Source organism: Pseudomonas sp. VMV1, from assembly GCF_056790235.1.
In genome coordinates this window covers 292,602-309,414 of the sequence record NZ_JBXGSE010000002.1, presented here as the reverse complement: position 1 = coordinate 309,414, position 16,813 = coordinate 292,602, and the positions used below count along the sequence as shown (strand labels likewise).

Annotated in this window: 14 protein-coding genes; 9 read left to right on the top strand and 5 right to left on the bottom strand. The window is 65.8% G+C overall.

Going from position 1 to position 16,813, the window contains the following annotated elements; translation table 11 throughout:
* The first annotated feature begins 149 nt into the window (after positions 1 to 149).
* The 3 genes from ACUCV0_RS06935 to ACUCV0_RS06925 all read left to right on the top strand — a co-directional run bounded on the left by ACUCV0_RS06935 (position 150) and on the right by ACUCV0_RS06925 (position 4,724).
* Positions 150 to 2,177 carry a methyl-accepting chemotaxis protein gene (locus ACUCV0_RS06935; protein ID WP_482212354.1) on the top strand — a complete coding sequence of 676 codons (2,028 nt, stop codon included), beginning with the start codon at positions 150 to 152 and terminating at the stop codon, positions 2,175 to 2,177.
* 595 nt (positions 2,178 to 2,772) lie between these two features.
* The gene (locus tag ACUCV0_RS06930; RefSeq protein ID WP_482212353.1) at positions 2,773 to 4,368 is read left to right on the top strand and encodes an isocitrate lyase; all 1,596 of its coding nucleotides are present in this window, start codon (positions 2,773 to 2,775) and stop codon (positions 4,366 to 4,368) included.
* 26 nt (positions 4,369 to 4,394) lie between these two features.
* A complete protein-coding gene (locus ACUCV0_RS06925) occupies positions 4,395 to 4,724 on the top strand; it encodes a hypothetical protein (RefSeq protein ID WP_271655573.1) in 330 nt (109 codons plus the stop codon).
* 111 nt (positions 4,725 to 4,835) lie between these two features.
* Here ACUCV0_RS06925 and prpD read toward each other — a convergent pair whose 3' ends face one another.
* The 4 genes from prpD to ACUCV0_RS06905 form a co-directional block, all read right to left on the bottom strand.
* Positions 4,836 to 6,320, bottom strand: a complete 1,485-nt coding sequence (gene prpD / locus ACUCV0_RS06920; protein WP_482212352.1) for a 2-methylcitrate dehydratase — start codon at positions 6,318 to 6,320, stop codon at positions 4,836 to 4,838.
* Positions 6,321 to 6,415: 95 nt separating this feature from the next.
* Positions 6,416 to 7,543 (bottom strand): bifunctional 2-methylcitrate synthase/citrate synthase, encoded by a 1,128-nt coding sequence (gene prpC, locus ACUCV0_RS06915; protein WP_482212351.1) that lies wholly within the window; start codon positions 7,541 to 7,543, stop codon positions 6,416 to 6,418.
* Positions 7,544 to 7,598: 55 nt separating this feature from the next.
* On the bottom strand, positions 7,599 to 8,486 hold the full coding sequence (gene prpB / locus ACUCV0_RS06910; protein ID WP_059315684.1) for a methylisocitrate lyase: 888 nt from the start codon (positions 8,484 to 8,486) through the stop codon (positions 7,599 to 7,601).
* Positions 8,487 to 8,490: 4 nt separating this feature from the next.
* Positions 8,491 to 9,192 (bottom strand): GntR family transcriptional regulator, encoded by a 702-nt coding sequence (locus ACUCV0_RS06905; RefSeq protein ID WP_323149923.1) that lies wholly within the window; start codon positions 9,190 to 9,192, stop codon positions 8,491 to 8,493.
* Between the two features lie 154 nt (positions 9,193 to 9,346).
* Here ACUCV0_RS06905 and pabB point away from each other — a divergent pair, with 154 nt between their 5' ends.
* The 3 genes from pabB (at position 9,347) to ACUCV0_RS06890 (ending at position 12,701) form a co-directional block, all read left to right on the top strand.
* A complete protein-coding gene (pabB, locus tag ACUCV0_RS06900; protein WP_482212350.1) occupies positions 9,347 to 10,690 on the top strand; it encodes an aminodeoxychorismate synthase component I in 1,344 nt (447 codons plus the stop codon).
* A 48-nt stretch (positions 10,691 to 10,738) separates the two neighbouring features.
* Positions 10,739 to 11,359 carry a phosphoadenosine phosphosulfate reductase domain-containing protein gene (locus tag ACUCV0_RS06895; RefSeq protein WP_271655579.1) on the top strand — a complete coding sequence of 207 codons (621 nt, stop codon included), beginning with the start codon at positions 10,739 to 10,741 and terminating at the stop codon, positions 11,357 to 11,359.
* Between the two features lie 61 nt (positions 11,360 to 11,420).
* A complete protein-coding gene (locus ACUCV0_RS06890) occupies positions 11,421 to 12,701 on the top strand; it encodes an MFS transporter (RefSeq protein ID WP_313648234.1) in 1,281 nt (426 codons plus the stop codon).
* Here the strand turns inward: ACUCV0_RS06890 and ACUCV0_RS06885 are convergent.
* On the bottom strand, positions 12,674 to 13,984 hold the full coding sequence (locus ACUCV0_RS06885; protein WP_271655581.1) for an MFS transporter: 1,311 nt from the start codon (positions 13,982 to 13,984) through the stop codon (positions 12,674 to 12,676). The two genes, ACUCV0_RS06890 and ACUCV0_RS06885, sit on opposite strands and share 28 nt — an antisense overlap.
* A 267-nt stretch (positions 13,985 to 14,251) precedes the next feature.
* Between ACUCV0_RS06885 and ACUCV0_RS06880 the strand changes: the two genes are divergently transcribed.
* From ACUCV0_RS06880 to ACUCV0_RS06870, 3 genes are all read left to right on the top strand, one after another.
* Positions 14,252 to 15,004, top strand: a complete 753-nt coding sequence (locus ACUCV0_RS06880; RefSeq protein WP_059315690.1) for a FadR/GntR family transcriptional regulator — start codon at positions 14,252 to 14,254, stop codon at positions 15,002 to 15,004.
* Between the two features lie 29 nt (positions 15,005 to 15,033).
* The gene (locus ACUCV0_RS06875) at positions 15,034 to 15,720 is read left to right on the top strand and encodes a FadR/GntR family transcriptional regulator (protein WP_059315691.1); all 687 of its coding nucleotides are present in this window, start codon (positions 15,034 to 15,036) and stop codon (positions 15,718 to 15,720) included.
* Positions 15,721 to 15,801: 81 nt separating this feature from the next.
* Positions 15,802 to 16,671 (top strand): SMP-30/gluconolactonase/LRE family protein, encoded by an 870-nt coding sequence (locus ACUCV0_RS06870; protein ID WP_482212349.1) that lies wholly within the window; start codon positions 15,802 to 15,804, stop codon positions 16,669 to 16,671.
* The last annotated feature ends 142 nt before the right edge of the window (positions 16,672 to 16,813 follow it).

Below are 16,813 nucleotides of genomic sequence, written 5' to 3'. Positions count from 1 at the left end.
GCTCGTGCCAGAGCCTCGGCTTCGTCGCCACCTCCGCCCCAGCGCAGCCGCACGCCTGCGGCCTGGGCGCACACCCCTATCAAGCCACCGCCAAAGGCGCCGATGCCTCTGTGAGCTCCTTTCCCAGTCTGCCCACAAGAGGAACAATCATGGGGTTTCTACAACGCTTAGGCGCCCGCACGAGCAGCAGCGGCGTGTTCAGCCTGACCTGCACCGCACGTGAACTGAGCGACCGCCTTGGCGGCGTCGCCCTCAAGCCCACCTTCATCACCGGGTTCGTATCGCCGCACCTGGACCTGGACGCCATCGCCCGGCAGCTGGTGGCCCGCTATCCCGAAGCCTCTATCAGCCTGTGTACCACCTCCGGCGAACTCTGCGGCAGCGAACAGCGGCTGTACTGCGCCGCCGATGGCGCCTGGGACCGGCTGGTGCTGCAATTCTTCGACGCCTCGGTCATCGCCTCGGCCGAGGTCGTGCACGTTCCGCTGGACAGCGAGGACATCCGCCGTGGCGGACCGCGGCGCAGCATGAAGGAGCGCCTCGCCCGCCTGACCGAATCGCTCAAGCGCCTGCAGGTACGCACGCCCATCGATCACCGCGATACCCTGGCCTTCTTGCTGTTCGACGGCCTGTCCGCCTCGGAATCCTTTTTCATGGAGGCGCTGTACGAGTCCGGCCGTTTCCCCTGCCTGTTCGTCGGCGGCTCCGCCGGCGGCAAGGGCGATTTTCGCCAGACGCTGTTGCACGACGGCCGCAAGGCCTATGAAAACCACGCCCAGCTGGTCTTTCTGAAAATGGCCAAGAACGCCCGCTTCGGGGTGTTCAAGAGCCAGAATTTCAGCGCCACCCCGCTCAGCCTCAACGTTCTCACCGCGTCCCTGGAAGAGCGCTACATCAGTCAGGTGGTCGACAGCCGTGGCCAGATCAACAGCATGGTGGCCGCCCTCTGCGAGGCCCTGAGCTGCCGCGCGGACCAGCTGGAGCAACGCCTGGCGGACTACTCCTTCGCCATCCGCGTCGGCGAGGAGCTGTTCGTCCGCTCCATCGCCCGCATCGACTACGAGCGCGAACGCATCCACCTGTTCTGCGACGTGGCGCCCGGCGAAGAGCTGGTGATGGTCAAGCGCACCTCCCTGGTGGACACCACCCGCCAGGACTTCGCGCGCTTCCTGCAGGGCAAGAGCGGCACCCCGCTGGTGGGGGTACTCAACGATTGCATCCTGCGCCGCGCCAACAATGGCGCCGAGTTGCCGCGCATGGGCGAGGTGTTCGGCCAGACGCCAGTGGTGGGCTTTTCCACCTTTGGCGAGATCCTCGGCCTGAACCTCAACCAGACCCTCACCGCGGTGTTCTTTTTCCGCACTCCCGAAGGTGCGCCCTTCCGCGACAACTACATCGACAACTTCGCCGCCCACTATGGCGAATTCAAGGCCTTCTTCCTGCGTCGACAGATCAAGAAGCTGGCGGGCCTGAGCCAGGTGGTCGTCAACCAGATCGACGAATTCAAGCGGCAGAACTTCACCGGCATCGTGGATGCCCAGGGCCTCGACGACTCCATTCAGGCCGTATTCGGCGGCCTCGCCGATCTGGGCCAGGTCCTGCGCCAGGCGCATCAGAGCCGCCAGGAGATCGGCGAACAGTTGCGGCACTACTCCGGCGAGCTGCACAGCAGCATGGACGACCTGACGGGCAACATCCTGCAGCAGGGCGAAGTCACCCGGCAGGCCGATAGCACCGTGCAAAACCTCACCGATCAGGCCGAGGACGTGGTCCGCAGCGCCAACGAGCTGAGCCAGTCGAGCCTGCGCATCCAGTCCATCGTCCAGGTGATCCAGCAGATCGCCGGCCAGACCAACCTGCTGGCGCTCAACGCCGCCATCGAGGCGGCGCGCGCCGGCGAGAGCGGCCGGGGCTTCGCGGTGGTGGCCGACGAGGTGCGCAACCTCGCGGCCATCACCCACAAGAACGCGGCCGAGATCGGAGCCGACATCGACCAGCTGTCCCGCGCCATCAGCGAGGTCGGCGCCCATATCGCCGGCCAGGCCAAGGACGTGGGCTCGCTGCAGGATCTGCTCGCCGCCCTGCGCGAGTCCGGCCGCCTCACCGCCCAGACCTCCCACCGCACCAAGGACATCGCCGACACCCTGACCGGCCTCACCGCCGCCACGGCACCTTGAGCCAAAGGGACTTACCGTTCGTCGGTACTGACCGGTAAGTCCCGCCGCCTTTGCCTGCCTCTGCCTCTCGCCAGAGGCAGATACCGGAACCCCTTGGATCACCTTCCGAGTGACCGCAAGGTCACGGCCAGTGCCATGGCTTGCGGCCCTATTTTGCTCAATCCGGCGACCAATGGGTCAGCAATAGACGCCCCAAACCCGCTCCTGGCCGCCTCTACGACTTTTGTAGTTCTTATACGAAAGCACTACAAAACACGGTTGACGACGTGCTCATCTCCTGCAAATCTCTAGCTGCACCGGACGCGAACCCCCTATCCATGCGGGTCGCGCCTGGGCTCCGGGTGACCCTCGGGCCGTCTTGCGTAGTGATGCTCAAGAGGCACTACAAGAGAAGACGACTGAAATGCCGCGCTGCTCGAGGCAGCGTCGCCAGAGGTGACGTCCGGATCCATGCAGGTACGTACGGCGACATGACTCGACAGCTGGGCTGACCTTTCGCCTTCGCGACTGGCATCCGGGTGGCAACCGCCACCCCGCTGCCAGACGTTGGGAAAAGACTGGTACCCAAGCCAACCTCATCGAGAAGGATCGACTCATGTCCGCTTACGAGAACGACGTTCAGGCCATCGCCGCCCTCAAGACCACTGCCGGCAAACACTGGAGCGCCATCAATCCGGAATATGCCGCGCGGATGCGTCTGCAGAATCGCTTCAAGACCGGTCTCGACATCGCCCGCCACTGCGCGGCCATCATGCGCCGGGACATGGCTGCCTACGACGCCGACAGCAGCGCCTACACCCAGTCGCTGGGGTGCTGGCACGGCTTCATCGGGCAGCAGAAGCTGATCGCCATCAAGAAGCATCTGGGCAGCACCCAGGGTCGTTACCTCTACCTGTCCGGCTGGATGATCGCCGCGCTGCGCTCGGAATTCGGCCCGCTGCCCGATCAGTCCATGCACGAGAAGACCAGCGTCCCGGCGCTGATCGAAGAGCTCTACACCTTCCTGCGCCAGGCCGACGCCCGCGAGCTGGCCATGCTGTTCCGCGAGCTGGATGCCGCCCGCGGCGCCGACGAAAACGCCAAGGCCGCCGCCATCCAGGCCAGGATCGACAACTACGAGACCCACGTGGTGCCGATCATCGCCGACATCGACGCCGGCTTTGGCAACGCCGAGGCCACCTACCTGCTGGCCAAGAAGATGATCGAAGCCGGTGCCTGCTGCATCCAGCTGGAAAACCAGGTCTCCGACGAGAAGCAGTGCGGCCACCAGGACGGCAAGGTCACGGTGCCCCACGAGGACTTCCTGGCCAAGATCAACGCGGTGCGCTACGCCTTCCTCGAACTGGGCGTGGACGAGGGCGTCATCGTCGCCCGCACCGACTCCCTGGGCGCCGGCCTGACCAAGCAGATCGCCGTGAGCAAGCAGCCGGGCGACCTGGGTGACCAGTACAACAGCTTTCTCGACTGCGACGAGGTGGACGCCAGCCAGCTGGGCAACGGCGAGGTGCTGATCAGCCGCGACGGCAAGCTGCTGCGGCCCAAGCGCCTGGCCAGTGGCCTGTTCCAGTTCCGCGCCGGCAGCGGCGTGGACCGGGTGGTGCTGGACTGCATCACCTCGCTGCAGAACGGTGCCGACCTGCTGTGGATCGAGACCGAGAAGCCCCACGTCGGCCAGATCAAGGCCATGGTCGATCGTATCCGCGAGGTCGTGCCCAACGCCAAGCTGGTCTACAACAACAGCCCGTCGTTCAACTGGACGCTGAGCTTCCGCCAGCAGGTGTTCGACGCCTTGCAGGCCGAGGGCAAGGACGTCTCCGCCTACGACCGCGCCAAGCTGATGAGCGTGGACTACGACGACACCGAGCTGGGTCGCCTGGCCGATGCACGTATCCAGAGCTTCCAGCGCGATGCGGCCCGAGAGGCGGGCATCTTCCACCACCTGATCACCCTGCCCACCTACCACACCGCGGCCCTGTCCACCGACAACCTGGCCAAGGGCTACTTCGCCGAGGAGGGCATGCTGGCCTACGTCAAGGGCGTGCAGCGCCAGGAGATCCGCCAGGGCATCGCCTGCGTCAAGCACCAGAACATGGCCGGCTCGGACATGGGCGACGACCACAAGGAATACTTTGCCGGCGAGGCCGCCCTCAAGGCGGCGGGCAAGGACAACACCATGAACCAATTCCATTGATCACGGCCACTGTGGAGGACACGCTCATGAACCTGAACGACAACCCCAGCCTGGACGATCTCAAGCAACTCTTTGCCGGGCTCAAGGACAAGAACCACAACCACATCCTCTGGGTCTGCGAGAGCGGCGCGGTGCATGTCGACCGCCTGCCCGGCGGCGAGACGCCCGACCAGTTCGAGCAGCGCCATCCCAGCCTGCGCATCCGCTTCAAGACCTACAACAGAGGCGGCGGCTACGTCGGCAAGTCGGCGGCAGCGGACGAGCACTTCATCAGGAGCGTCCACGCTGCCCTGCAGGAACACTGGCGCCTGGCCGGTCGGCAGCAACGCCCGGCCTATGTGGACCGTTACTACTAAAAGAAAAGGGCGCGACGGGTAGTTGACCACCCGCCACGCCCTGCCCCACCCATGAGGCGACTCGCCTGATCCTGCATGGCCCTGCAGGCTCGGTCGAGTCGCCTCCTCTATTCAAAGAACGAACAGATCCACGAAGCGGTGCACGGGGGTGGCTTCCAGCCCTGCCTGGTTCTTGCACAGGTCGAAGATCTGGGCGCAGCGACCGGCCGGGAAGCGCGTCGCCAGGTTGTTCTGGAATTTGCGCTCCAGCAGCGGAATGCCCTCTTCACGACGACGGCGATGACCTACCGGGTACTCGATGGCGATCTTCTCGGTGCTGCTGCCATCGGTGAAGAACACCTGCAGGGCGTTGGCGATGGAACGCTTGTCGGCTTCCAGGTATTCGCGGCTGTAGCGCTCGTCCTCGACGATCTCCATCTTCTCGCGCAACTGGTCGATGCGCGGATGGGCCTGGTGGAAGGCATCCTCGTAGTGTTCGGCGACCAGATCGCCAAACAGCAGCGGCACGGCGATCATGTACTGCAGGCAGTGGTCACGGTCGGCGGCGTTGGCCATGGGGCCCTGCTTGGAGATGATGCGGATGGCCGATTCGTGGGTGGTCACCACGATCTTCTCGATCTGGTCCACCCGGTCGCAGACCTGGGGATGCAGGATCACCGCGGCCTCGGCGGCGGTCTGGGCGTGGAATTCCGCCGGGAAGCTGATCTTGAACAGCACGTGCTCCATTACGTAGCTGCCGAAGCCCTGGGGGAAGCGGAACTGGCGCTGGTCGACGGGCTTGGTGGCCAGGTCCTTGTTGGTGTGGCTGAACAGCACGTCGTAGAAGCCCCACTGGGGCGCGCTGAGTACGCCAGGGATGCCCATCTCGCCACGCAGGGCGATGTCGGCCAAGCGCACGCCGCGGCTGGAGGCGTCGCCGGCGGCCCAGGACTTGCGGCTGCCGGCATTGGGCGCATGGCGATAGGTGCGCAGCGCCTGGCCATCGACGAACGCATGGGACAGGGCTGACAGCAGTTGCTCGCGGTTGGCGCCCATCAGCTTGGCGCTGACCGCGGTGGACGCCAGCTTGACCAGGAAGACGTGGTCCAGGCCGACGCGGTTGAAGGAGTTCTCCAGGGCGAACACCCCCTGGATCTCGTGGGCCATGATCATGGCCTCCAGCACCTGGCGCATGGTCAGGGGTGCTTCGCCCTGGGCGACGCGGCGCTGGGAGAGGTGGTCGGCCACCGCCAGGATGGCGCCGAGGTTATCGGAAGGATGGCCCCATTCGGCCGCCAGCCAGGTGTCGTTGTAGTCCAGCCAGCGAATGATGCAGCCGATGTCCCAGGCCGCCTTGACCGGGTCCAGGCGATAGCTGGTGCCGGGCACCCGCGCGCCTTGGGGCACCACGGTGCCTTCCACCTGGGGGCCGAGCAGCTTGGTGCATTCGGGGAAGCGCAGGGACAGCAGGCCGCAGCCGAGGGTGTCCATCAGGCAGTTGCGGGCGGTGTCCAGGGCTTCCCGGGATTCCACCTGGTAGTTCAGCACGTAGTCGGCCAGGTCCTGGATGACCTGGTCGTAGTCGGGCCGGTTGTTAAGATCGACGTTGGCGCTCATGGGTTTTGGTTCCTTATCGCGGCCTTGGGCCGCTCCTACAAGTTTGGTCATGGATCGCTCCCGTAGGAGCGGCCCATGGCCGCGATCAGAGATATTCAGCGATTGGCGATGGGCGTGAAGGCCCGCTGCTCGACACCGATGTAGTCCGCGCTGGGGCGGATGATGCGGTTGTCGGCGCGCTGCTCGAAGACGTGGGCACACCAGCCAGCCGTGCGCGAGCAGACGAAGATCGGGGTGAACAGCGGCGTCGGGATGCCGAGGAAGTGGTAGGCCGAGGCGTGATAGAAGTCGGCGTTGGGAAACAGCCCCTTCTCTTCCTTCATGGTGCGATCGATGGCTTCCGAGACGGGGAACAGCACACTGTCGCCCACTTCCGCCGCCAGCTGCCGGGCATAGTCCTTGATCACTTCGTTGCGCGGATCGCTGTCGCGGTAGATGGCGTGGCCGAAGCCCATCACCTTTTCCTTGCGTTCGAGCATCTGCTTGAGGCCAGTGACCGCTTCCTCGGGCGAGGCGAAGCGCTCGATCAGCGCCATGGCTGCTTCGTTGGCCCCACCGTGCAGCGGCCCGCGCAGGGAGCCGATGGCACCGGTGACGCAGGAATAGAGGTCGGACAGCGTCGAGGCGCAGACCCGGGCGGTAAAGGTGGAAGCGTTGAATTCGTGCTCGGCATAGAGGATCAGCGAGACGTTCATGACCCGCGCGTGCAACTCGCTGGGCGCCTTGCCATGCAGCAGGGTGAGGAAGTGGCTGGCGATATCCGGGGCGTCACTGCTGCAGTCGATGCGGGTGCCGCTCTGGCTGAAGTGATGCCAGTAGAGCAGGATCGCCGGGAAGGCGCCGAGCAAGCGATCGGCGACCTGCTGCTGGTCGGCGAAGCTGTGCTCCGGCTCCAGGGTGCCCAGCAAGGATGCGCCGGTGCGCATCACGTCCATGGGGTGGGCACTGGCGGGAATGCGCTCTAGGCCTTCCTTAAGTGGCTGCGGCAGGTCGCGCAGAGCAGCCAGGCGCTGGCGATAGGCGTCCAGTTGCGCCTGGGTGGGCAGCTCGCCATAGAGCAACAGGTGGGCCACCTCCTCGAAGTCGGCCCCGGCGGCCAGTTCGCGGATGTCGTAGCCCCGGTAGGTGAGCCCGGCGCCGGTCTTGCCGACGGTGCATAGCGCGGTGCGGCCGGCGACCTGGCCACGCAGGCCGGCGCCGCCAAGGGTTTTGCTGTCTGCCATCGTCTCGCTCCTCTTGGAGTTGTTGTGCGAAAAAGCGGGCGTTCAGGGTGGAGCGTCAGGATTTGCCTTGCTGGAACAGGCGATCCAGCTGGTCCTCATAACGGTGGTAATCGATGCGGTCGTAGAGTTCGGCGCGGGTCTGCATGGTGTCGACCACCGCCTGCTGGCTACCGTCGCGACGGATCGCGGTGTAGACGTTTTCGGCGGCGCGATTGGCGGCACGAAAGGCCGACAGCGGATAGAGCACCAGGCCGACGTCGGCGCCGGCCAGCTCCTCAGTGGTGAACAGCGGCGTGGCGCCGAACTCGGTGATGTTGGCCAGGATCGGCACCCCTACCGCCTGGGCGAACTGGCGGTACATGGGCAGTTCGGTCATGGCCTCGGGAAAGATCATGTCGGCGCCGGCCTCAACACAGGCGCAGGCGCGGTCGATGGCGGCCTGCAGGCCTTCCACGGCCAGGGCATCGGTGCGCGCCATGATGACGAAGTCCGCGTCGGTGCGGGCATCCACCGCCGCCTTGATGCGGTCGACCATCTCCTGCTGGCTGACGATCTCCTTGCCCGGTCGATGACCGCAGCGCTTGGCGCCAACTTGATCCTCGATGTGCATGGCCGCCGCGCCCGCCTTGATCAGGGCGCGGGTGGTACGGGCCACGTTGAAGGCCGAGGCGCCGAAGCCGGTGTCGACATCCACCAGCAACGGCAGATCGCAGACATCGGTGATGCGACGGACGTCGATGAGCACATCTTCCAGACCGCTGATGCCCAGGTCCGGCAACCCCAGGGAGCCGGCTGCGACACCGCCGCCGGACAGGTAGATGGCCTGGAAGCCGGCGCGCTTGGCCAGCAGCGCATGATTGGCATTGAGGGTGCCGACCACCTGCAGCGGGCGTTCGGCGGCGACGGCGGCGCGGAATTTCTGGCCGGGGCTGACAGCGGGCATGGCGTTACCTCGTGGAGTCGGTGACTAGGGGATGGTTCTGCAGGTTGCGCTTGGAGGCGGCGATATGGCGGCGCATCAGCAGTTCGGCCAGTTCGCCGTCACCCTCGGCCAGGGCATCGAGGATGCGATGGTGCTCGGCGAAGGCCTGGCGCGGACGATTTGGGGTGGCGGAGACCTTGAGCCGGTACATGCGCACCAGGTGATAGAGCTCGCCGCACAGCAGCCGCACCAGCATGCCGTTGCCGCTGGCCTGAATGATGCGGTAGTGGAAGTCGTGGTCGCCTTCCTGCAGGTAGTAGCCGGTGCCGGCCTGGAATGCCGGGTCGCGCTCGTGGGTATCCAGCAGCTGGCGCAGTTCGTCGATGCCCTGCGGCGTGAGGCGTGCGGCCGCCAGGCGACAGGCCATGCCTTCGAGGGATTCGCGGATCTCGTAGAGTTCGACCAGCTCGGCCAGGCTCAGGGCGACGACCCGGGCACCGGCATGGGGTACCCGCACCACCAGGCGCTGGCCCTCCAAGCGGTGGATGGCCTCCCGCAGCGGGCCCCGACTGATGCCATAGGTGCGAGCCAGCTCCGGCTCGGAAATCTTGCTGCCCGGCGCCACATCGCCGCGGACAATGGCCTCGCGGATCCGGCGGAACACCTGCTCGGAGAGGGTCCCGCTGTCGGTCTCGGGCACTTCGACCTGGAAGGGGCTATCGATCATTGTCGACACCTTTTGTGTTTATGGGCTGAATAACTACGCCTGAACGCCTTATCAGTCAACATTTGTCGACAATCCCGCTGCGACAGCCTGTATCTCGCTCAGCCCTGCAACGGTTCGCTACACTAGCGCGCCGCCCACCCCAGCCGACCGCGCCATGCCTCTCTGCCAGTTGCATCCCCTGCCCTACCACGCCGATCCCACGGTGCGTTTCGCCCTGCTGCACGGCGAGCCAGGTGCGGTATTGCTCGACTCGGGGCGGCCGGTGGCCGAGCGGGGTCGCTACGACCTGATGGCGGCCTGGCCACTCCAGGTGCTGCAACCCGACTCCGGCGAGACGGGGCGTGCCTTTTTCACCCGGACGCGCGCCGCCCTGGCCAGCCTGGGCCACGCGGACCTGCCGGAGGGTGCCGAATTACCCTTCGTCGGCGGTCTGCTGGGTTTTCTCGGCTATGACTTCGGTCGACGCCTGGAGCGCCTACCGGACGGCGCCCGCGCTGACCTGCAGCTGCCCGATGCCCGCCTGGGTCTCTATGCCTGGGCGCTGATCAGCGATCATCAGGCGCGGACCAGCCAACTGGTCTTTCATCCCAGGCTGGACGAGACGGAAAGGCAACGCCTGATCGCGCTGTTCGCTGCCGATGCACGCCCCGAGGCCGACGGCTTCCGCCTGACCGCGTCCTTCGCCGCCGACATCGACCGCGCCACCTATCGCCAGCGCATCGAGGCCATCCAGGCCTATATCGCCGCCGGCGACTGCTACCAGGTCAACTTCGCCCAGCGCTTTCGCGCGCCCTTCCAGGGTTCGCCCTGGATCGCCTACCAGGCCCTGCGCGCGGCTTGCCCGACGCCCTTCTCCGGCTATCTGGCACTGGACCGCGGCGCCCTGCTCAGCCATTCGCCGGAGCGTTTCCTGCGGGTGAGCCGCGGCCAGGTGGAAACCCGCCCGATCAAGGGCACCCGGCCGCGCCGGCCCGATGCCCAGGCTGACGCCGCCGAAGCCCGCGCCCTGCTGGCCAGCCCCAAGGACCGCGCCGAGAACCTGATGATCGTCGACCTGCTGCGCAACGACCTCGGCCGCAGCTGCCGGACCGGCTCGGTGCGGGTGCCCGAGCTGTTCGCCCTGGAGAGTTATCCCAACGTCCACCACCTGGTCAGCGCCGTCACCGGTGAACTGGCCGAGGAGCTGGACGCCCTGGACCTGCTGGCCGGCAGTTTCCCTGGTGGCTCCATCACCGGGGCGCCCAAGATCCGCGCCATGCAGATCATCGACGAGCTGGAAGAGACCCGCCGCGGCCCCTACTGCGGCTCGCTGCTCTATCTGGACGTACGCGGTGAGAGCGACAGCTCCATCCTGATCCGCAGCCTGCTGGCCGAAGACGGGGTACTCAGCTGCTGGGGCGGCGGCGGCATCGTCATGGACTCCCACTGGGAAGACGAATACGCCGAATCCCTGGCCAAGGTGCGGGTGCTGCTGGAGACGCTGGAAGCCCACAGCTGATCCGGCTTTGCTACCATGGGGTCATCCTCTCGCCGGCTGGAGCCCGCCATGTCTCTCGATCTCGCCCGCATCAACGCCGACCTTGGCCGCGATCCCGAAAAGCTCGTCGCCTGGGCCCTGGGGCTGGGTAAAAGCGCCATCGTCACCACCAACTTCCGCCCCTTCGAGGCGGTGATCCTGCACCTGGTCAGCCAGGTCAAGCCGGACATCCCGGTGGTCTGGATGGACAGCGGCTACAACACCCCCGCGACCTACCGTTGCGCCGACGAGATCGTGCGCAAGCTCGATCTCAACCTGGTGACCTACCTGCCCAGGCGCTCGCGTGCCCACCGCGAGGCCATCGACGGCTCGGTGCCGGGGCTGGACGATCCGCGCCACGCCGCCTTCACCGAAGAGGTCAAGCTGGAACCCTTCGCCCGCGCCCTGCGCGAGACGGCGCCCGAGGTCTGGTTCACCGCCCTGCGTGCCACCGACACCGCCGTGCGTGCCCAGATGGATCCGGTCAGCGTGAATCCGGACGGCCTGATCAAGGTCGCGCCCCTGCTGCACTGGACCTCCAAGGACCTCTACCAGTACCTGACCGCCCACGACCTGCCCAACGAATTCGACTATTTCGACCCCACCAAGGGTGACGAAAACCGCGAGTGCGGCCTGCACCTCGCCCACTGAGTCGACACCTCCCGCGCGCTCGGTTCCGGGCGCGCGCCCTGCTCCTGCTGAAACATCGCCCATGACCGCTTCCCGCCCTATCCACTCCCGCAAGGGCGTCTTTGCCGTGGTGCTTGGCAACGCCGTGGAGTTTTTCGACTTCGGCGTCTACGCCACCTTTGCCGTGCTCATCGGCCAGGTATTCTTTCCCTCGCAGAACGCCTTCGCCAGCCTGATGGCCAGCGTCATCACCTTTGGTGTCGGCTTTATCGTCCGGCCCTTGGGCGCCATCCTCATCGGCGCCTGGGCCGACCGCGTCGGGCGCAAGCCGGCGATGTTGCTGACCATGGTGCTCATGGCCCTGGGCACTGGTGGCATCGCCGTGCTGCCCGGCTACGAGCAGATCGGCATCGCCGCGCCCATCCTGCTGGTGCTGACGCGCCTGTTGCAGGGCCTGGCCTGGGGCGGCGAAGCCGGGCCCGCCACCACCTACATCCTGGAAGCGGCGCCATTGCACAAGCGCGGCACCTACGCCTGCTGGCAGGTGGTGGCCCAGGGTCTGGCCGCGGTGGCGGCGGGGCTGATCGGCTATGGCCTGACCCTCTGGCTGACGCCGGAGCAACTGCTGGCCTGGGGCTGGCGTCTGCCCTTCCTGCTGGGCCTGGCGATCCTGCCCATCGGTCTCTATATCCGGCGCGGCCTGGTGGATACCCATGTGGGGGAGACACGAGGTACCGGGGCGGTCCTGGGCGAGGTGCTGGCCACCCAACGGCGGCCGCTGCTGCTGGGGCTGCTGATCCTCTCCGGCAGCACCATCACCCAGTATTTCCTCAACTACATGACCACCTTCGCCCTGGTGGAGCTCAAGCTGCCCACCGGCATCGCCATGCTCGCCACCCTGGTGATGGGCGCGGCCATGGCGGTCTGTTCGATCCTGGGCGGCGTCCTCAGTGATCGCTACGGCCGGCGCATCGTGCTGATCCTGCCGCGCCTGCTGTTGCTGGTGCTGCTCTACCCGGCACTGCAACTCATCACCCAGGCGCCCGGTGCGGGTACCTTCCTCGTCACCCTGGCGGTCCTTTCCGGTCTGCACGGAATGAGCGGTGCGGCCCTGATCGTGCTGCTGGTGGAGAGCTTTCCGCAGCGCGTCAGGGCCACCGGTTTTTCACTGGTCTATGCGGTGGGGGTGGCGGCCTTTGGCGGCACCGCCCAGATCGTGGTGACCTGGCTGATCGGTGCCACGGGCGATCGCATGGCGCCGGCCGCCTACCTGCTGGCGGCCAATCTGATCTGTCTCGGCGCCGCCTGGTTCGCCGCCGAGACCTGTCCAGGGCGTCAGCCGGCGGAGCGCTCCCCGGCATAATCCGCTTCGCGACGGTTCTTGCGCTCCAGGCGGTTGTAGACCACCCCGGTCAGCAGCAGGCCGAACAGCAGTACCGCGGCCAGTAGATAGAGCCCCGAAGCCAGGGTGCCGGTCGCCGCCTTGAGCGCGCCGATGCCATAGGGGCCCAGATAGCCGCCGAGGTTACCCACCGAGTTGATCAGGGCAATGCCGGCGGCAGCGCTGGCCCCGGCGAAGAAGCGTCCGGGCAGGGTCCAGAACAGCGCGGTGAGGGAAAACAGACAGAAGGCCACTACCGACAGCGCCGCCAGTTGCAGCACGGCAGTACCGAACCAGGCGCTGCCAGCCATGGCCAGGGCGCCCACGGCATAGAGCACCGCCAGGTGACCGTAGCGATCCCCGAGACGATCCGAACTGCGCGGCACGATGAGCAGGCCGAGGATGCCGAAGGCATAGGGAATGGCGGAGATGAAGCCGGTGGTGAGATCGCTGCCACCGAACTGGTGGATCAAGGTCGGCAGCCACAACCCGAGACCATAGATGCTCAGGGTCACCGGCAGGTAGTAGAGGGCCAGCAGCAGTACCCGACGATCCTTGAGCGCATGCAGCGGATTGCCATGGCGGGTCTGATCGAAGAGGTGCAGGTCCTTTTCCAGCTCCGTGGCCAGCCAGCGCTTTTCGTCGGCATCCAGCCAGGCGACCTGGGCGGGCCCATCCGGCAGCCGGGTCAGGGTTGGCCAGGCCAGCAGCACCGCCGGCGCACCGATGCACAGGAACAGCCACTGCCAGCCGTGCAGGCCGAGGGCGCCATCCAGTTGCAGCAGCATGCCTGACAGAGGCCCCGTTACCAGCATAGCGATGGGCTGGGAGAGGATGAACAGGCCCATGATCTTGCCGCGGTGACGCACCGGGAACCACTGGGTGAGGTAGTAGAGCACCCCGGGAAAGAAGCCGGCCTCGGCCACCCCGAGCAGGAAGCGCATGGCATAGAAGCTGTTCGGCCCCTGGACGAAGGCCATGCCCATGGTGATGGCACCCCAGGTCACCAGGATCCGGGCGAACCAGCGGCGCGCCCCGAAGCGCTCCAGCAACAGGTTGCTGGGCACTTCGAAGAGGAAGTAACCGATGAAGAACAGCCCCGCACCGAGGCCATAGGCAGCATCGCCGATGCCCACGTCGGCCCCCATGTGCAGCTTGGCGAAGCCCACGGCAGAGCGGTCGATGTAGGCGACGAGGTAGAGCAATACGAGAAAGGGGACCAGCTTGCGCGTGATCCGGCGGATGAGGGCGGATTCAGAGTGCATGGCGTTCTCCGACTTGTTGTTGTTGTGCGGTTCGAGCGCAGATCAGCTGAAAGTCTAACGTAATATCATTGAAGCGTTAAATAGCCAAAAATGGCCATTAGTCGCCCTTCAAAGACATTTTGGTACTATTAAAATAAAGTTACGAAGTAGGAAATCTTACCACTTGCTTTCCGCTGATCCCTGTTCCAGAGCCGTCGAGCCCGTGGCTGAGTCGGTTATCGCGCTGACAGTGTTATAGTGATGGCACGACGACTCGGATGCCTTTCGATGAATTACAAGACACCGCTGCCGCGCAAAAGCAGACATGCACGCATCGTCCACGAACTCGGAACCCAGATCGTGTCTGGCCACTTTTTGCCAGAACAACGCCTGCCGCCCGAGTCGCAACTGTGCGAAGACTATGAGGTGAGCCGACCCGTCCTGCGGGAGGCCACGCGAGTGCTAGTAGCCAAGGGCCTGGTGCGGTCCAAACCCAAGGTCGGGACCGTAGTGAAGCCACGCAACGAGTGGCATCTGCTGGATCCCGATGTCCTGCATTGGCTGCTGGAAAGCGATTCGCGACACAACTTCTATGAAACGCTGGTCAAGGTACGCAACATCATCGAGCCGGAAGTAGCGGCTCTGGCTGCTGCCAATGCCCAGCCCGAAGACGTGACGGCCATTGCCGACGCCTATGAGCGGATGGAGAAGGCAGACGATATCGGTGGCATGGCAGAGCCGGACATGGCCTTCCACCTGGCCATCGCCAATGCGACTCACAACGAGCTGCTGATCCACCTTTACAGCATCATGCTGATACCGGTGCGCGACTATCTGGAGCGCTCCTCGGCGCTCTTCGCCGGCGAGGGCCTGGCCCTGCTGGTCTCCCGCCACAAGGCGATCCTGACCGCGATCCAGCACCGCGACCCGCTCAGTGCCCGGCACGCCTCCATCGCCCAGCTGGCTGGTGTCGATGACCTGGTGGCCGAAGCCTTCCGGACGGAACCCTTGTCTGCCAAGGAAGTTTCGTATGATCATTAAGGGCAATAACCCACTCGCGGTATGCCCTCATGTCCAGCAGCTACCACGCTTCCACCGTCGAACAGCTCGGCCAGCGTCTGGCGGCCGGGCAATTCCCACCCGGTAGCTCGCTCAAGGTAGAGGCGGACCTCTGCCAGGAACTCGGCGTCAGCCGTACCATCCTGCGCGAGGCGATCAAGACCCTGGCGGCCAAGGGCATGCTGGAAGTCGGCCCCAAGGTCGGTACCCGGGTCCTGCCGCTCAGCCGCTGGAATCTGTTCGACACCCAGGTGGTGGGCTGGCTGGCAACGGGCGGCCTGCCCGCGCATTTCGTCAAGGACCTGCTGGACCTGCGCCACGCCATCGAGCCGGCCGCGGTACGCTGGGCGTGCGAAAGGGCCACCCCGGATCAGGTCCAGGCGATCCAGGTCGCCTACCAACATCTGGAAGCCTCCCTCGACGGCGGTGACTACAACACCGCCGACCAGCGTTTCCACGAATGCGTGCTGGCGGCCAGCCACAATCAGTTCATCGAGCAGATGGTGCCCGCCCTGGGCGCTCTGCTGGCAGCCTCCTTCACCCTGTCGTCGGCCGACCCTGACGAGCTGCGACGCACCCTCCCCCTGCACAAGACCCTCGCCGACGGCATCGCCTCGCGCGATGCCGCGCGCGCCGTCTGGGCCTGCATGATGCTGATCGACAGCGCCGCAGTGACCCTGGCGCGCTATACCGATTGACGGCGCGCCAGCGCAACCTGCGCGTCTCCACGGGTTCCTATGCCTGGATTTCCCGTCCTGCCACAACAAGAGAGGTGAACGATGGATTGGCAGCCGCTGCTTCCCCAGCGCTTCAAGCTGGCCGAGGGCCCCTTCTGGGACCAGCAGACCCAGGCGCTCTACTGGGTAGACATCGCCGACTTCAAGGCCTGCCGCCTGCACGGCGAGCGCTACCAGGAATGGCAACTGGATCGTCCCTGCTCCGCCTTCGTGCCCACGGCTCGCGGCGATGCCCTGGTCACGCTGCCGGACGGCGTCTTCCGCCTGGACCTGGATTCCCCGGAAAGCCATCCCGCCCTGGAACTCTTCTGCGTGGCCGATCCCGACCCCGGTAACCGTGGCAACGAAGCACGCTGCGACGCCCAGGGCCGTCTCTGGCTCGGCACCATGCAGAACAATCTCGATGCCGAGGGCGGTGACGTGCCCATCGACAGGCATTCGGGCGGCCTGTTCCGCATCGACCCCGACGGTAGCGTGAGCCGCCATGCCAGCGACCTCGGCATCGCCAATACCCTGGTCTGGAGCGCAGCGGACAATCACGTCATCAGCGCCGACACCCTGAAGGACACCCTCTATCGCTATCCGCTGGATGCCAGCGGCAACCTGGGCGAACCCACCGTCTGGGCCGGTCCCCACGAGCGCGGCTCGCCGGATGGCTCGGCCATCGACAGCGAAGGCTGTGTGTGGAACGCGCGCTGGGACGGCAACTGCCTGCTGCGCTTCTCGCCCGAGGGCGAGGTGCTGGAGATCGTCGAGCTGCCGGTCCAGCGCCCCACCAGTTGCGTCTTCGGCGGACCGGATCTGCGCACCCTGTACGTCACCAGCGCCGCGGCCGACGGTGCTCTCGACGGCACCCTGCTGCGGGCGACCGCTCCCGTGGCCGGCATGCCCTGCCACAGGTTCGCCGGCTGATTCATCCTACCGGCCCTGAGGCCCGCCAGAGGCCCCTCTTGCCCTCTGGCCCTTTGTAACAGCCTGGTGACAGAGGTGACGAAAAATCTCGTCACCTTTTTCTTGCACCGGCATCCATCCAATCATAATATCAATACAGAGC

Bases quoted from the DNA above. Each gene is read 5' to 3' on its own strand.
- ACUCV0_RS06905 (WP_323149923.1), bottom strand. From the start codon at position 9,192: ATGATCGATAGCCCCTTCCAGGTCGAAGTGCCCGAGACCGACAGCGGG.
- ACUCV0_RS06890 (WP_313648234.1), top strand. From the start codon at position 11,421: ATGACCGCTTCCCGCCCTATCCACTCCCGCAAGGGCGTCTTTGCCGTG.
- ACUCV0_RS06875 (WP_059315691.1), top strand. From the start codon at position 15,034: ATGTCCAGCAGCTACCACGCTTCCACCGTCGAACAGCTCGGCCAGCGT.
- pabB (WP_482212350.1), top strand. From the start codon at position 9,347: ATGCCTCTCTGCCAGTTGCATCCCCTGCCCTACCACGCCGATCCCACG.
- prpC (WP_482212351.1), bottom strand. From the start codon at position 7,543: ATGGCAGACAGCAAAACCCTTGGCGGCGCCGGCCTGCGTGGCCAGGTC.
- ACUCV0_RS06925 (WP_271655573.1), top strand. From the start codon at position 4,395: ATGAACCTGAACGACAACCCCAGCCTGGACGATCTCAAGCAACTCTTT.
- ACUCV0_RS06870 (WP_482212349.1), top strand. From the start codon at position 15,802: ATGGATTGGCAGCCGCTGCTTCCCCAGCGCTTCAAGCTGGCCGAGGGC.
- ACUCV0_RS06930 (WP_482212353.1), top strand. From the start codon at position 2,773: ATGTCCGCTTACGAGAACGACGTTCAGGCCATCGCCGCCCTCAAGACC.
- ACUCV0_RS06895 (WP_271655579.1), top strand. From the start codon at position 10,739: ATGTCTCTCGATCTCGCCCGCATCAACGCCGACCTTGGCCGCGATCCC.
- prpB (WP_059315684.1), bottom strand. From the start codon at position 8,486: ATGCCCGCTGTCAGCCCCGGCCAGAAATTCCGCGCCGCCGTCGCCGCC.
- ACUCV0_RS06935 (WP_482212354.1), top strand. From the start codon at position 150: ATGGGGTTTCTACAACGCTTAGGCGCCCGCACGAGCAGCAGCGGCGTG.
- ACUCV0_RS06885 (WP_271655581.1), bottom strand. From the start codon at position 13,984: ATGCACTCTGAATCCGCCCTCATCCGCCGGATCACGCGCAAGCTGGTC.
- ACUCV0_RS06880 (WP_059315690.1), top strand. From the start codon at position 14,252: ATGAATTACAAGACACCGCTGCCGCGCAAAAGCAGACATGCACGCATC.
- prpD (WP_482212352.1), bottom strand. From the start codon at position 6,320: ATGAGCGCCAACGTCGATCTTAACAACCGGCCCGACTACGACCAGGTC.